Consider the following 16,452-nt stretch of genomic DNA (forward strand, 5'->3'; position numbering starts at 1 on the left):
TGGCACGGGAGCAAGATGCTCCCACTGCCGTACCTCGTAACAAAAATAATGCAATGCACCACCACCGAGGATTTTTTGATTGTTTATAGTTAACCGGACAACTAACTATAAACAATCAATTTATCAGGACTTACGCAAATTCTTAGACAATACGCTATCAGTAGGGGCGATTCGCGCTCTGTAGGAGCATTCCGGAACGGAAATCGCCCCTACTAGATATTGCAGTTTTGCGTAAGTCCTGTTTATATTACCTTGATCGCTATCATTATTGTTGTCCAAAAGTGACTGACTCGCTGAGAGGTTGGATCTCTGTTCCAGGAAAATAAAAACTGAGAATACGATCGCTATTCCAACCTAACTCAGCTAATTTAATAGATCCTTTCTGAGAGAAACCTACCCCATGTCCAAATCCTCCTCCAACGAAACTATAGCCCCATAAAGTTTGATCGGGTTTGTATATAGGGTCTAAGTAAAAGAGTGTACTCCAAGGCACCCAAAAGGCATTTTGTACTTCGTCCTTATTTAGCTCTATAATCCCTTTATCAGTTTCCACAGTCATTTTCAGAACACGACCAGCTAGCGATCGCTCTGTCACTTCCACATTTTTTACGGTTTCAATTTGAGCAAAAGGACTTTTTTTCTCTCGAAAATAACTCTTTAAATAGCTAACTATACCAGGCAAACTCACTACCTCCCGCCAACGAAACTCTATCCAACCTTCTTCATTAAATCCTGTTTGAAGACTCATAAACTTACGGAAATTTTGTTCATCAGCTAAACTATTTGTAGATAAATCCCAGATATTATTAGCTGAATCAATTACAGGTCGTAAATATGGACGTTCAGTGCCATTCCATAGATCGTTAAAATCTGCTGTCACACCACCACTAACCGCAAAATAAACGGCATCTATCAACTCATCCTCATAGGTCAGGACTTTTCCTCTAGTTGCTGCTACCGCTTCATCTGTTTCTGGGTATACATCTAATCCTTTGTATACTTGACAGTGAGTATTGGCGCACAACTCATAATTATCTGCTACAAACCTATGTAAATTTCGTAGTGCATAAGTTCTAGCTAAAATTGCTTGAGCTTCTAGGGATGCTTTTGGTGGCCAAGCCCCTAATTCGTGGGGTACTACTCCCCGAATATAAGTTTCTATTGGGACATTATTTACTAATGTGTAACTTCCATAAGCATTCGGTTGTAATTTGAGTGAGCCAGCATAACGTCGTTCTTCTGGTATTGCCGTATCTTGGTTAAATTGATTATTGACGAGAATTATATCTTTTCCTGCTGTAATATCTAACTCATGGCGATGATAAGTATAGCCATTCATTTCCCAGTAAGCTGTGGGTCGTTGTTTGAGAACTTCCAAATCGAGATATACATCTGTATTACTATGAGCTTGTAGACTTTCTAATAGCCAACGTCGCAATAAAGGAGTTTTATAAACTTCTCTTTTTGCCCAAACTTTCCATCTTCCGGGTTGGGTTACTTCTACTTCTATTCCCTTATTTTTCCATAATTGAGCATCTTCTTCAGCGTTTTCATAACTGCGGTGACTACTGAGAACTAACCGCTCTTTTAATAATGCTTTTTCTTGCGGTCTCATCTTAATTTTCAACTCAACTTTTTCAGTAGTAAGAGTTTCTTTTCCTGCTGGAGTTTTAAAGCTTAAAGTTAATTTATCTCCAGGAGTAGCTCTTAGGGTGATTTTATCTGTAGTTTTAGTACCAAATCGTTGTATGACTCCTATTTTGAGCAATATATTAGATTCTTCTAAAGCTTCTGCTGGTCTTTTATATAATCCTAGCAGTAAAGCTGTTATCAATATTGTAATCGGAATTAATTTGTGAGTGAAATATTTTTTATATATCTTAGTCTGCAATTTTATTTACCTCCACAGTGTTTATTTTCTAGCTATTGTAGCTAAAAATAGCTAGATTGAAAAAAACTTATAATTTAATTATTTTGAGCGACTCTCAAACTTAAGAATTAGTCAAATAAATATTTTTTATTTCTGGTTGAAACTATACAATAAGTGCACAATTCTCATCAATAAAAAATACTTCTTAGGTAGATAAATAAATTATCACTTTTTTTTCCTTTCCTCCCCTCATGGGGAGATACTTGATAAAATCACATCAAGACTCTGTAGATATAACAAACAACTTTTATATCATGTCCGTTTAATTAGTGATCAAAAATTTTCTTCTCCTATTGCTTCTTCGGTAGTCCTGCATAGTAATGGTAGGTGGAGACAAGCAACACTTAGTAAAGAGAGCAAAATGATCCCACTGACTATACCGTGACAAAAATAATTAGAACGAGAGCAAGATACTCCCACTGGTTATACCATTAAAATGTACCACTACCGTACGAAAAAAACTGTAGAAAATTGTAACAGCTTTTATCTTGATATTGGATTAACCAATACTGGCTGTACGGCACAGCTCACTATTCCCTCAACAGTAAATGCTCCTGGGAATTTCTTATCTTATATTTGAAGACTGCCATTAATATCGGCATTAATGACTATACCAGTTCCACTCCTGAATAAACCACGTTTGACTCGCTTGCCTACATAGTTTTCATGGCATATTGGTTTTTCTAGGTCAATAGCAGATGTTTTACTGGTGTAACAATCTTGCTGTTTCAATTACCATTATGCCTGCAAGTTGACATTTATAAGTTATCTGTTCAATTAGCTTAGAGTGCGGTATTTGGGTAAAGTTTTGATTGTTTTTTTTGCCTATATTTGCACATTGTTTCCAGTTATCATTTTTTCCTATAACTACAGTACCAATATTATTAGTCACTAAATAATTGACAACTAATTTACTGGTCTTATGCAGATAATTCTCGACAAAACGATTTCGGTGATAGGTTAACGCCTCAATATATCCGGCTAGTTTTTCTGTTGCCTGTGAGATGACTTTGGTACTTGGCTTTACGCTTGTTGTAAAGCTGATTAACACTTTTTAGTGGCTTCCCGTTAACAAGCATAGGCTTAACACCAAGCTTGTTTGTAGATAGAGCAACTAATCTGTCAATCCCTAAGTCAATCCCGGCTACATATCTTGAGTGTATTTGTGGCTGATTCGTTTTTTCATAGACTACTTCAATTATATAGCAGCTAGTAGCAGGTACTATCCTGACTTCGATTACAGTTTCCACAACTACAGGTATTTTGATCTCACTCATGGATAAGTGACAAATACCATCTAAAAGAGGGGCTTTATAGACTGATTCCTTTGAATATATAACTACCCGATCGACCTTTAGTTTTGTCCTTATATTTGGGTATTTTGGGCTTACCTAAAAACTTCCCTGGATGTGCGCGACCATTCTTTGATTGCCTGAAAATAACCACGCCAAGTGGCAACCAAGCATTTGATTATTTGTTTTGATACTTTAGTTGGTAATGATCTATAGGCATCGCTATCTTTGGTGGCGTGGTATAGTTTAGTTAAATCCAGACTTTTTGAGAAAAGTGAAAAAATGCTGACGACAATAATAGTTAGCTAAATTGTACAAGTTTTTCGAGCTTTTTGGCTAACTCATCACACACCCGCCAATAAATATGTGTTCGGTTAATAATATGTCTGTCAACAAGTCGCATTCACCCACTATAATTCATCTTAAGTCCTGTACTTGTTTAATATTACAACACTTTTGTAAATTTTACAACTATTTTCTACAGTTTAAGTTTAACAGTTAATCACCCCTTCTTCTTTCCTCCTGACTCGGTCATCCTGACTCGGTCCTCCTCCGTCGTTATTTATAAGTATTCAACCGGACATGATATTACCTCTTAACATACCCCTTTTTAGAGCAAAGTCCCTATGAGTATGATTTAATTATGAACAAATTAATTAGTAGACCAAAGTTTATCGACCCTTGCCAAGAAATAAATAGCTATAACAGGGGAAATAGTTAGTTAGGACATAGACTGACAATTAACCCTAAACAGGGAAATCTTTTTCTTAACTATTGACTCACACCGAGTGTACTATCAGACGCTAGGTAGGTTTGCGAATGTGCAACCTGGTGGCGCTTCTTTCCGACAGAAGTCGCCGACGCGATAAGTTAGTACGGTCTTGGAGTCACGCCGACCTGCGGCAAAAATGCGAACCCTTTAGAAAGTCTTACAACTGTTGGTTGTTGCTTGCTATGGCTCAATTGGCCACCTGAATCAAGTCTATCAAATAAATTTAAACCTTAAACCTTTTTTTCTGATCCTTTGATGAACTTCAAGGTATAGCACGGGAAAGAGTTGCTGAGAACTGATGCTAATGATGGATCAAATACGGTTTTATTTTTTTCCCAATTTTGTCTGTTTTCTATTCCTTGCTATATAGTTAAACTAGAGAATATTTTGCATAAGTTTGTTGATTTTAACAAGAATAATTAATTTATAAAAGTCAAATTTTTCCATAGTTATCCTTTAGTTGAAGTTAATTATAAATCGATATAAATAAGGAAAAATAAAAGCAAAATATTTACGATTATTGGATAGATTTACCTGGAGAGAAACGTTCTAAAATATTGGGTCTTCTTAAGAATATAGCAATGTGCGCTGGCATATTTACAAATTACAAGAGGTGTCCAATAGCTAAAAGTCTGATATTATAGATTTTTTATTCCCCCTGTTGCCTTCCGGAGCTGTTGCCTTCCGGAGCTGTTGCTTGTTGCCTGCGCACAGCGCTATACATTAGCAACAATTCTTGATCGAAAAACTCAAGTCAAACAAGGCAATTGGAATGTTAAAGGAATGGATTTTGATCAATTACATGAATTATTTGCTCAAATGGCTGGTGAACTATAAGAATATATTGATATTTTTGCAGAAAGAGTTACAGCTTTGGGAGGGATAGCAATGGGGACAGCTCGAATTGCTGCTTCTGAATCAATTTAAGAAGAATATCCTGATAAAATCATTGATGGAAAAGATTATTTAAATAGCATTAGGAGACCGCTTCGCAACTTATGCAAAATTAGTCCAAGATGGAATAGATAAAACAGATAAATTAGGAGATGCAGATACATCCGATTTGTATACCGAAGTTTCTAGGACTATTGATAAACGTTTGTGGTTCCTAGAAGCACATTTACAATCAAAATAAATTTGTTTTATTAATTCAAAAATCAACATAATTAGCATACAATCACAATGAATATTGCTGAATTTAAATTGAAATTGCTGTAAAAAATCGATGGTGCTCACTCAAAATATTTCATAAAATCATCTTGAGTAAGTTCAATACTTACAGAGGTTTTCATTTGGGTAGACCACAGTAGGGACGTTCCATGGAACTTCCCTACAAGGTATTATTTGTGAAGATGTGGTTCATCAACTTGAAAAGCGCTGTAAGATGCTATTCAACAATTAATTATTAATTATTAATTATTAATTATTAATTATTACCTCTCCTTGAAAAGAAGAGGATTGACTAATCATGAAAATTTTTTCTTCTCTTGATCGATTGGATATGGCGCAGGTTTCTTCGCCATCCCACCCTGCGGGAAGCTGCGAATATCGACCGCTGCTTCTCCTTACTCATGAGAGGCTTTAAACCTTAATTATTCGGTAATTTTTTAGTCAGTAAGAAGGTGAAAAAAATTAGTATGTAATGAAAAGTAAAGTCCCTCAAACACCATACTATTTTATTCCTTTTACCCCACACTTCGTGCTTTGTCATCAGGATAATTTTTAATGCTGACCTACTTAATAGAAATCTCCAGAAAATAAACTTACCCTTTATTTACTAAAAACTAGGGTTGTAAAAGTTACTCACAAAATCATTTTCCGTGTTTTTTTCCTAAAAACATTTTTCCTGTTCCCTGTTCCCTATTCCCTGTTCCCTACTTTTACAAAAAGTCTATATCTTTTTCACCAGATGTCTAATGATAATGAGTAATTGTGATATATTCTAGAGCAGACACAAAAGTCTACTCTTTTCTTTTAATATCCGGTGAAATGAATCAGTCTTTTCCAATAAACTATGGCTCCCAATTACAAAACCTGATGGAGAAAGCAAGTATTTCTAGCTTTAAAGAATTAAGTCAAAAAGCAGGGGTTTCGGAACTGCAGCTTATTCGGTTGCGACGTGGGTTAGGGTCACAAATGCGAGTAGATATTTTACTCAAAATTAGTCAAGCATTAGGAATCACCTTAACAGAATTATTAGATAATTTTGCCCCCGAACTTGTCAAAAAATCAGTACCAACTTCCACATCAACATTAGAAAAAGAATATAACAATATCCAGGCAAACTTAGAGCAACAAAAACAATTTTTAATACAGGAGTTTCAGCAGTCTAGCTTGCAAATTTTAGAATCTTGGTTACAACAATGGCCTACTGTTGTATACAAAGTTAAACAAAATCCTCGTTTAGCAGCAACAAAGATATTACCTTTGTTACGTCCAGTAGAGCAATTGATCCAACAATGGAATGTAGAATCTATCGTTCCTGTGGGAGCAGAAATTCCTTTTGACCCTCAGTTACATCAACTAATGGAAGGGTCTGTCCAAGAGGGAGAACTGGTAAAAGTTCGTTATACTGGCTATCGGCAGGGAGGTAAACTACTATTCCGTGCCAAAGTTAGTCCGATCAATTAAATCAAACAACAGAAAAGCTTATGTGGTAATTACTTTTGAGTTTCTTATCAATATAATACTTGGACTTAATCTCAGTAATGAGGTATACTAGCCTAGGTTTGTTAATAGTTAGAGTCATAGCTTCTAGAAAATATGAGTAATGTGGTTAAGTATATTCAACCAAATGGGATTTTAGACGGCACTAAAGCTACTACATTTCGCCAAGAAATTAGTGAGCAAGTTGAAGCTGGAGCAGATATTATTTTGATAGATTTTAAAGATGTAACTTTTATGGATAGCTCTGGTTTAGGTGCTTTAGTTTTAGCGCTCAAAACTGTTAGAGCTGCTGGAAGTCAATTAGTTGTATGTTCTATTAATGAACAAGTTAGAATTCTGTTTGAGTTAACAAGTATGGATCGGGTTTTTGAAATATTTCCTAACCGAGAAGATTTTGATAAAGCCTCTGTTGAACCTAATACAAATCTTCAGGCCCAAAGCAAAAACTAAAATTAAAAATTTTAGAGTTAGTATTAAGATTTTAGATTCAAGTATTTTAAGTGGTAGATTAAATCTTCTTCCATAAGTTCCTGATTAATTTAAAATTTCTTTCAAATATTTTCTAGATCCAACTAGATCCAAAGGGGTGTATCTGATAAAAATGATGAGGAAGAAGTTTCTGATTTCAAATAAAATCTAGAATTTTTTACTAAAGAAAATTAAATCTAAATTTTGCAACAAAGCTTCAGCTTATCTGAAGTCTAATGACAAGTTAAATATAGATTAAAGTCAAAATCAGTTGGTCTTAATCAGGACAGATTTAGGTATATATTAAGTTAGCTAGACTTAGTTTTTTTGTGGTAAACCTTTTTCCTGTAATAGATTAAGATTTTTTTTTGCTTAATCCCTGTTTCTCAGATAGAAGTGTTACGATTATTTGGCTTTATTGATAAAGTTTAATAGTTTGAGAAGATGATAAAAAACTCCATAATTTACTAAATAATTAAGGTTTAAAGCAGAAGGAAGAAGGCTTTAGTTATCTAGGAAAGAAGGAAAAATATTGTGTTGTCTGAGTTTTAAGCTTTTGATATGTCTGCGCCCTTTCCTTCGACTGCTATAAAGCCTCTTCTTTGAAGAAGAAATAAATCAAAAAAATCCTGTTTGCCAATCCTATTCGTTTTCAGGAGAGGTAATTATTAATTGTTAATTGTTAATTGTTAATTATTGAATATCGGGATAGGAAAATATTGAAAATAAATATCTCATTAAGCTTCTTTAATAAACCGAATTATTTCCTGCACATGATTAATAAATTGCCCGTCTGTTGAAAGTCTCGATATTGCTGTTTCAAAATCTCTAGCTAACTGATGATGTTCTGCTTGGTTTGTATTTCTTAAATCTTCTATTGTCACTGCTAAACGACTGAATTCTTTTCTTGTTATTTCGGAGTGTTGCTGTTGTTTATATCTAAAAGATTCTGGATTTTCAAGACTTAGTTGTGCTGCTAGATTTTCAACAGTTTTTTCGATATTTCCAAAGCGATTTCTAAGTTCAATAATATCTGCACGAGGATGCAATAATTCTCGGCGAATCATCGATAACCGTACCACTAAATATTGATATAAACGTATAGCAGGACGTAAAACAGTTAACAATAAAGCTGCGCCAGAACTCACATAACCAACTACACTAATACCAGTAATAGCTAAAGTATAAAGCCCAACTGTAGAAAGAAAATGTAAAGCCAAAGCTATCCACAAAGAAAAACGCGCTAACTTAGCAACATAATCAACTTGTTGAGCATCAACTGTTATACCTTTTTGCTTTGACTCAGCAGCTTCAGCTAATACCTCTTTAGCTTCAAAATGTATATTCCAGGGAACCGTAACAATTAACAATAACCACCAAAAACAAGCACCCCCAATTACCCAATCTAAAAAACTACCAACCGAAATATGTAGCCATTGTAAAATACCAAATGTCGAAAGTAATATTAAAGCTAGTCCAACAGTAAAGCTAGCAAAATTTACAGAAGTTTTCATTCTTCTACTTCCTCCAATGATAAATACCTTGATCATAGTTTAGCTTTGCAGAGAAAAATATTTGAAATGTGACAGTTATTCAAACGGTTAAGGTATAAATATTATTTCGGACTAGAGTATAAATTTTTAGAGGTAGATTAAGTAGATTGAAACAAGTTTACACAGGATAGTTTTGTCAGCCTTAGTAATTGGATAATTATTTTGAAGAAGGAAGAAGAAAAAAGTGGATGGGGTTTGTAGACATGAAGTGGCAGGTCATTGACTTATCCCCAACCAATTGTAGACACCGTGTAGACGGTGGGGTATTAAACCCATAAAGAAAAAGATAATAATTTTCCCACAAAATCAAACTAAAAATATTAGCTGAATAGAGAGTTTATCTCAAGATTGAATATTGATAAGTGGTAAAATTATCAAGGTTATCAGTAAAATCTTACTCTAAAATTTATGAATTTAGTAATACAATTGAAAAACCAATCTCTCCGTTTTTTTGCAATAGCTCTACTTCTGATTGTAAGTGCTTGTGGCAATAATGAAACAATAACTTCCACTACCGAAAGATCTCCACAAGTAAAGGAAGAAGATACTGAGGAAAAAGGATATATTCTAGTTGATGGCTCAAGTACAATTTTTCCCCTATCTGACACAATGGCTCAAAAATTTATGAATGAGAATCCAGAAAATCAGGTAATTGTGGGAATATCTAGTTCTGGAACCGGACTAAAAAAGTTTTGTATTGGGGACACAGATATAGCAAATGCTTCCCGTCCCATTAAAAAGTCTGAAATTGACCTCTGTCAGGCAAATGGAATAGAATTTGTTGAAATTCCCATTGCTTTCGATGGTCTTTCTATAATCGTTAATCGTGACAATGATTGGGCAGACTGCCTGACCCTAGAAGAGTTAACAAAAATTTGGCAACCTAATGATGATGATAAGAATAAAATAACAAACTGGAAGCAAATTCGTGATGAATTTCCGGAAGAACCTCTAAGTCTCTATGGTCCTGATACCGACTCTGGTACTTATGATTACTTTACTGATGCTGTTACTGAGGAAGAAGGTAGAAGTCGCAAAGACTATCAGGCCAGTGAAGATGATGATCTCATTATTCAGGGTATCGAATCTGATTGGGGTAGTTTGGGTTTCCTCGGTTTTACCTACTACGAAAAAAATCAAGATTTTGTGAAACTAATTGCTATTGACAATGGTAGCGATCAATGTGTGGAGCCAAGCAGTGAAACTATCGCTAACGGTACTTATAGTCCCCTATCTCGTCCATTACTTCTATATGTGAATAAGAATTCCCTAGAAACAATACCCCCTGTCAAAGCTTTTATTGATTACCAAATAGATGTTGCGAATAAAGCGGTAATTTCAGAAGTGGGATATGTACCTTTACCCGGATTTTTACAAGGGAAAGTACGAGAGCGTGTTGAAAAACTGACTACTGGTTCTGTTTTTGAGGGAGAATCTGCAATAGGCGTTAAACTCATTGATAAACTTTTCTCTGAAAAAGAAAGAAAAAAAATGGGTGGTAGCTGATTGAATTGAGTTGATGAAATAGACATATAGCATCGGAGCGTGTATAGAACCCCTAAGCGGATCTATTTAAAAGGGAGTGTGGGAAGTGTGGGAAGGGTGGGGAGTGTGGGGAGATGGAAGCATTATTCTATCTGCTTGGTGCGCATTCCCGAAAAGGAGTCAGCATTCCCCAAGGGAGCTGACGGCAACGCGGGGTCTGACCGCTTGTGACTTGCCTCCTTCAGAGGAGCTGCCCTAGCGTCGTCGCGGGGTCGCATCCGCTTTTTCTCCTATCCTATTTCTGGAACTCCTGATATAGAATCCGGTTATATAGTATATGTTCATTATTCAATCTCCCCATCTCCCCATCTCCCCATCTCCCCCAACAATACAATTAAGTATTCAACTGGATTTGATATTACTCGTTACTCGTTACTCGTTACTCGTTACTCGTTACTCGTTACTCGTTACTCGTTACTCGTTACTCGTTACTCGTTACTCCTCAGTAATACGATAACTAATTACCCGGATTCTATATGACTCGGTCCTCCTGACTCCTTTGCCAAAAACTTGTACCTTTGCAAAGATACGGTTAGGGATTCTATAGAACCCCTAAGCGTATCTTCATAAATATCAAGTTTTTTTAGCTAGGAGTCAGGAGACAACCCACCCCTCGCCCCTCCCCCTCCCAGGAGGGGAAGACAGGAGAGAGGAGGTAAGAGGGAAGAGAGAAGAGAGAAGAGGAAAGATGTGGGTTCGTGATCATACAAAAAATTCAACACTCCTTCAGATGATTTTCGGTCAAAATTGATGCGCGAAAAGACTTGACTACCATAATTAGGTGGTGGTGCATAGTAATGGTAGAGAGAGTGTGGGGAGATGGGGAGGTGGGGAGATGGGGAGATGGGGAGATGGGGAGATGGGGAGATGGGGGGATGGGGAGTGTGGGAGAAATTAAAAAATATATATCTTCACCATTACCATGCAGGACTACCCATAATTATATAGACCTCAAATGGGTTCTATAGAATTAGGTTTCGGCGTTGGTAATTAGTAAGATGATTTTCTACTAGGGGTGATGCCCATCACTTACTCTGGTAAAATATTTAGAGGTATCAGAAACAGATTACTCTTACAGCGGTTTTCATTTGGGTAGACCACAGTAGGGACGTTCCATGGAACGTCCCTACAAAGTTTGATGTGTGAAGATGTGGTTCATCAAGAGCGAAAAGCGCTGTAAGGTTTCATCTCTTGATTTACCAACGCCTAGTTTTGCTTGTGAAGATGTGGTTCATCAAGAGCGAAAAGCGCTGTAATATACAATCCGGTTATACAGTATATATTTATAATTCTACAGTTACTTCAATATTAAATCGGACTATCTCCTCATCTCCCCATATTCCCCTCCTGGGAGGGGTTATATCAATTCCCACGCATTAGTGCTATACTTTGGCAATACTTCAGTTGTCAACTAATCACCACAACCAAAATCACTTTGCATGCTAATTTTAGCTCGCGAATGATGTTAATTATTCTTATGTTTACTTCTCCCTGTACGGACGCCCTTATGCAACGTCCCTACCCACTCCCCTACTTTCCCTCCTGGGAGGGGGAGGGGCGAGGGTTATCAACAGTATGAAAATACTTGAACAAAGTTAAACACAATTAGACATTTCTTGTGATATACTAGACTTATATCTAACTTATTCAATCGAAAAGGTGGTCAATCAATTGAAATGCAATCAATCAAGACTAAATTAAAAGTTAATAATAAACAAAAAACAATACTTGCAAAGCACGCAGGTGTATCGCGCCATGCGTACAACTGGGGATTAGCGAATTGTATTTCTGAATATAAATCAACCCAAAAACGACCTAGTGCAATTACTTTGCATAAACGTTTAGTAGCTGAAGTAAAAACTAAAAATCCGTGGTATTATGAAGTATCAAAGTGCGCTCCTCAACAAGCATTAAGAGATTTAGACAGGGCATTTAAAAACTTTTTGAATATTCCTAAATCTGGGTTTCCTAAGTTTAAGAAAAAAGGGAAAAAAGACAGTTTTTACTTGGAAGGAAGTATCAAAATTATTCAAGGAAATTACATACAATTACCAAGAATAGGAATAGTAAAAACGTATGAAATCTTACCCTCTGTACCAGTAAAAAATGTCAGGATATCAAAACGTGCAGGTGATTGGTATATTAGTTTTAAGTATGAATGTGAGTCTAAACCTCCGGCGAAAAAACGAGATGTTATCGGTGTAGATGTAGGCATAAAGACTCTAGCAACTTGTAGTGATGGAACAAAGTATGCCAATGTCAAAGCCTATAAACAAGCGAAAAAACGATTAACTCGTTATCAACGCCGTGTCAAGAAAAAAGAGCCAGGCTCCAAAAATAGAGCCAAAGCTGTCAAAAGACTAGCGAAGGCTCACAAAAAAGTAGCTGATATCAGAGCAGATGCACTACATAAACTAACAACATGGTTAGCTAAAAACCACAGCACCATAGTGATAGAAGATTTGAATGTGAGCGGAATGCTCAAAAACCATAAACTAGCTAGTGCGATAGCAGACTGCGGCTTTTATGAGTTTAAGCGTCAGCTAACATACAAGTGCGAGTGGTATGGAAGTAAGTTAGTAATAGCTGATAGATTTTACCCTAGCTCTCAGCTATGCTCTCATTGTGGGCATCGACAGAAAATGCCATTACATAAGAGAACTTATGAATGCAGCAACTGCGGATTTACTGCTGACAGAGACTTTAATGCTGCGCTCAATCTAGAAAATTATGTGCATCAGTAGGTGGAGTTTCCGCCGATTTTAAGCCTGTGGAGAAGATAAGTTGCAGACTGCGGTCAGTGGTCTTCAGTGTTTGCGCAGCATTCCGTAGGAAAACAGGAAGCTAGCTCCAAAACTCAAAATACCATTTTGGGTAAGTTTGGGTAAGTTTAGTAGAACGGGTGAGTTCTCATCTCCCCATTTCCCCCAACTATATAATAAGTATTCAACCGGACTTGATATAAGACCCCCACTATATTTTTTAAAGGCTCGTGGTGCGAGTGTTATGGGGGGTTTGTAGACGGGGAGCGGGTTCTTTAGTATCTTCCACTATACGCCCGATCACCGTTAACTGTTAAATATTTCAAAGCACTAAGCATCAGAATTAGGGCATTTTTCTATTCCCTTTTCCTACCGGAATGCTGCCGCTTTCAACCCAAATTCCTTCTTTAAATAAATACCAAAATAGTGATTAGCAGTAAAATCTTCATCATACTCGGCCAATAAAGCGCCTTAAAGATAAAGTTATCTTTATACTTAAAAATCGGAATATTTGGCCTCAAACTCCAGAGAATAAAGTTCAAAGTTACTAAGAAAATGTATAAATAAACAACAAAGTAAAAGAACTCCAAATAAACAATTCCTTTAGTAATAATTTGTTGTCTGACTGTTACCTGGTCTAAGATAACAATAAATACAAAACCCGCAGAAGCTCCCAAAACTTCCATAGTTTGTTCTTTGTCACAAACCAGTAGCACTGCAAATAACAAAGTCAAAACTACAATCATTGGTCCTAGTTTAGAAATAAACAGACCTAAGAAAGACCTTTGCAAAATAAAAGTATATTGAAGTTCAGGAAAATTAGTTTTTGGTACAGAATCTATCAGACCAAAATTAGTATTGTATGTCTTAAATACATACTCGAAAAAACTATCCCTGAGATACCATTCTCCGAGTACCATTTCTTGATCTATCCCTGGTGTGGTTCGAGGGTTAATTACATTGTAACTACTTAAGTTAGGAGCAAGAATCACCCGACGATTTAAGTTTCCATTATTGAAATCTTGATGCACAATCCGGATTTTCAAATCTTTATCATCAAAAGGATAATAATCAAAATTAAAATCCATCCGGAGAGTATAAGCAAAATACCAACCGATAACTTCTAAACCATCTTTTTTGTGTCGATAATCTTCTCTTAACTCATAATCACTATCTTCAATAGCATTAGCAAGTATAATGCCACGAGATAAATCATCATGTACACCATCTTGGTATTCTTGCCAGATATAACCTGTGACAAAAGCATCTTTTGCACTGGTAAAATCAAATGATTGAATAAAAACTCCTGTAGGAACAATTAGGGGTGGTTTTTGATTTAATTCTTTGCTTAACTCTATTTGAGGAGCTAATAATTGTGTTACACCAGTATCACTGAGCAAAAGATTTCTAGTTGCGGTATAAGTTCTCGCTCTCAACACTAAGCTCCAAACAAAAGCAATATTTGCTACAAAGAATGTCGTAATAATAAATGATACTAATGCAATTCGTTTTACTCCTCCCAGGTAAGCTTTAAATAGTAGAATTGAGAGAAAAACAGCAAACCAAAGGTAGGCGATACTAAGAGCGATTAGTTTACGTCTTGTGACAGCAGAATCTGGTAAAATTTCATCTTGAATAAAGATTATTCCTACTACCCATCCATTTCGATTGGTTGTCCGCAGAAATAACCAAGAATTTTGACCTGTTACGTCATCAGTTAAATTTGCTGCTACTGGCGTACCTTTAAGCGCTTTAATAATTAATTCTCTCAGCTTTTCATCCTTCTGTTCGTATGTAAGTTCGAAGACATTTTCTTGAGCTTTAAAAAGTTCTTCATTAGGATGATAAAGGTAAGTTCCAGTTTGAGAAAGGATAAATCCATAACCTGTTCTACCCAAGTTTAGAGACTCCATCACCTGTCGAATTTGCCCTAATGAATATTCGCTATATACGATACCTCGTGGGGATTTATCTGGAGTATTTGGGTTATAAAAAGGAGTATAAAATCCGACTACTGGATCGCTGACTAGAGAAGTGTCACTCCACAAATATGGCTCTCCCCAATTTGGTCCTTTGTTCAGGGTATTACTATACCAAGCATATTTGGGTTTAGTATAGTTAATTTTAGCTTCAAATAGTTCTACTTTGTCGTCTCTCCTGCCATAATATGGTGCATATAACTTTACATCCGGTTGATAAGCAAAGGGTTGATAAGCAACCCCAATATCTAAAAGTTCTGTATTTGCCTCAATTTCTGATTTAAGTCGCTCTGATAATTCCCCATCACTTAATTTACCAGAAGTGAGGTCGTTGGCTACAGAAATAGCTGATTTTTGGGCAAAATACAGTCGTCGGTCAATCTCCAGAGCAACTCTAGCTGTTTCCCTTTGAGCTTGCTGTTTAGCATTATCAAATCTCTCTTTTTGTTCTAGGGTGTACAATAAAGACCCTAATATCGCTAATGTTAAACTAATTCCACCAAGGGTTAGTGAAGTGTAGAATGCGATTATTTGTGGCTTACTAGCATTATTAATAGTTAATGTTTTATGTAAAAACTTGTAGAGTTTTTGTTTGATTATTTTAGCTTTTTTTTGAATTTTTTTATCGTATTTTATGACATCATATTGAATCTTTTTATCAATCTTCATAATTTTGTTTTTCCTGTAGATTTTAGTACATAATAATATCTTGATTTTTGGCAAAAAAATGGATAGTATTAACATTTTTTTAAGCTGGATATATCAAAATCTATGAGTGGCAAGATTAGCCGAAGAAGAATTGTGCTATCTAAATTTTGTCTCAAAATATCAACTCTAGTTCATCTGATATTTGAGCGACAAATATAGGAAGATAAATCTGAAATGTTCTTAGCTCTTACAGCACTTTTTAGAAAAATAGTTTAATCTTAATATCTTTTCTTTCTCTTGAGTTACACAATAATACTAAGTAGGTAAGCATTAAAAAATCAAAACGTCAAAATTAGCTGACAGTTTATAAATACCTTATTTCAAACTTTTTACACAACTAAATATACATCGATTTTATTGTACCAACTTAATTATCTGTAGTCTTCGTTCTCCGATTATTACTGAAATAATACACTCAGGACTTACCCATGAGGTAGGAAAAACTAGGATTTGAGATTGCTTTCCGTTCCGGACTGCTCCGCAAACCCTGTGGGTCGCTTCGGACGAAAATACGTTGTACTGCGTAAGTCCTAACACTATATATAGCATAGCTTTGTAGGCTCTGTATATATGAACTAGACAACTAACTCAAAAAAAATTAAATGATTTTTGATTTTGCTTAAAGTCTGACAAGGTAAAGTTTGATTTGCATCAGACAAAAGAGATTGTCAGAAAAAATTAAAGTATTCTATATTTGCAGGATGATTCCTGATTATTTTAAATTTAATGTGCCCTCTCACCAATGCCTACTCTTATAATTCCATGATGATGCAATG

14 protein-coding genes are annotated in these 16,452 nt (G+C 35.8%); 7 read left to right on the forward strand and 7 right to left on the reverse strand.

Going from position 1 to position 16,452, the window contains the following annotated elements; genetic code table 11:
* Positions 1–265: 265 nt before the first annotated feature.
* From F6K23_RS05015 to F6K23_RS05025, 4 genes are all read right to left on the reverse strand, one after another.
* The gene (locus F6K23_RS05015) at positions 266–1,891 is read right to left on the reverse strand and encodes a SpoIID/LytB domain-containing protein (RefSeq protein ID WP_293151435.1); all 1,626 of its coding nucleotides are present in this window, start codon (positions 1,889–1,891) and stop codon (positions 266–268) included.
* Between the two features lie 609 nt (positions 1,892–2,500).
* Positions 2,501–2,662, reverse strand: a complete 162-nt coding sequence (locus F6K23_RS05020) for a hypothetical protein (RefSeq protein ID WP_293151438.1) — start codon at positions 2,660–2,662, stop codon at positions 2,501–2,503.
* Positions 2,634–2,981 (reverse strand): IS200/IS605 family accessory protein TnpB-related protein, encoded by a 348-nt coding sequence (locus F6K23_RS41480; protein ID WP_367267620.1) that lies wholly within the window; start codon positions 2,979–2,981, stop codon positions 2,634–2,636. The genes F6K23_RS05020 and F6K23_RS41480 overlap by 29 nt, the downstream gene beginning before the upstream one ends.
* On the reverse strand, positions 2,899–3,207 hold the full coding sequence (locus F6K23_RS05025) for a transposase (RefSeq protein ID WP_293151440.1): 309 nt from the start codon (positions 3,205–3,207) through the stop codon (positions 2,899–2,901). Before F6K23_RS05025 ends, F6K23_RS41480 begins: the two co-directional genes overlap by 83 nt.
* Positions 3,208–4,687: 1,480 nt before the next feature.
* Here F6K23_RS05025 and F6K23_RS05030 point away from each other — a divergent pair.
* The 4 genes from F6K23_RS05030 (at position 4,688) to F6K23_RS05045 (ending at position 7,111) form a co-directional block, all read left to right on the forward strand.
* On the forward strand, positions 4,688–4,831 hold the full coding sequence (locus F6K23_RS05030; protein WP_293151443.1) for a hypothetical protein: 144 nt from the start codon (positions 4,688–4,690) through the stop codon (positions 4,829–4,831).
* A 184-nt stretch (positions 4,832–5,015) separates the two neighbouring features.
* A complete protein-coding gene (locus F6K23_RS05035) occupies positions 5,016–5,129 on the forward strand; it encodes a hypothetical protein (protein ID WP_293151648.1) in 114 nt (37 codons plus the stop codon).
* Between the two features lie 854 nt (positions 5,130–5,983).
* Positions 5,984–6,625 carry a nucleotide exchange factor GrpE gene (grpE, locus tag F6K23_RS05040; RefSeq protein ID WP_293151446.1) on the forward strand — a complete coding sequence of 214 codons (642 nt, stop codon included), beginning with the start codon at positions 5,984–5,986 and terminating at the stop codon, positions 6,623–6,625.
* Positions 6,626–6,757: 132 nt separating this feature from the next.
* Positions 6,758–7,111 (forward strand): STAS domain-containing protein, encoded by a 354-nt coding sequence (locus F6K23_RS05045; protein ID WP_293151449.1) that lies wholly within the window; start codon positions 6,758–6,760, stop codon positions 7,109–7,111.
* 755 nt (positions 7,112–7,866) lie between these two features.
* Here the strand turns inward: F6K23_RS05045 and F6K23_RS05050 are convergent.
* The gene (locus F6K23_RS05050) at positions 7,867–8,643 is read right to left on the reverse strand and encodes a hypothetical protein (protein WP_293151452.1); all 777 of its coding nucleotides are present in this window, start codon (positions 8,641–8,643) and stop codon (positions 7,867–7,869) included.
* Positions 8,644–9,090: 447 nt separating this feature from the next.
* Between F6K23_RS05050 and F6K23_RS05055 the strand changes: the two genes are divergently transcribed.
* Positions 9,091–10,188 (forward strand): PstS family phosphate ABC transporter substrate-binding protein, encoded by a 1,098-nt coding sequence (locus F6K23_RS05055; RefSeq protein WP_293151455.1) that lies wholly within the window; start codon positions 9,091–9,093, stop codon positions 10,186–10,188.
* Between the two features lie 122 nt (positions 10,189–10,310).
* Here F6K23_RS05055 and F6K23_RS05060 read toward each other — a convergent pair whose 3' ends face one another.
* The gene (locus F6K23_RS05060; protein ID WP_293151458.1) at positions 10,311–10,445 is read right to left on the reverse strand and encodes a hypothetical protein; all 135 of its coding nucleotides are present in this window, start codon (positions 10,443–10,445) and stop codon (positions 10,311–10,313) included.
* Positions 10,446–11,054: 609 nt separating this feature from the next.
* Between F6K23_RS05060 and F6K23_RS05065 the strand changes: the two genes are divergently transcribed.
* Positions 11,055–11,195 carry a hypothetical protein gene (locus F6K23_RS05065; RefSeq protein ID WP_293151461.1) on the forward strand — a complete coding sequence of 47 codons (141 nt, stop codon included), beginning with the start codon at positions 11,055–11,057 and terminating at the stop codon, positions 11,193–11,195.
* A gap of 708 nt (positions 11,196–11,903) precedes the next feature.
* Complete coding sequence (locus F6K23_RS05070) at positions 11,904–12,971, forward strand: RNA-guided endonuclease TnpB family protein (protein WP_293151464.1); 1,068 nt, start codon at positions 11,904–11,906, stop codon at positions 12,969–12,971.
* Positions 12,972–13,396: 425 nt separating this feature from the next.
* Here F6K23_RS05070 and F6K23_RS05075 read toward each other — a convergent pair whose 3' ends face one another.
* Positions 13,397–15,637: a Cache 3/Cache 2 fusion domain-containing protein gene (locus F6K23_RS05075; RefSeq protein ID WP_293151467.1), complete on the reverse strand. Its 2,241-nt coding sequence runs from the start codon at positions 15,635–15,637 to the stop codon at positions 13,397–13,399.
* Positions 15,638–16,452: the final 815 nt, after the last annotated feature.

It is taken from the genome of Okeania sp. SIO2C9 (assembly GCF_010672455.1).
Lineage (GTDB): Bacteria > Cyanobacteriota > Cyanobacteriia > Cyanobacteriales > Microcoleaceae > Okeania.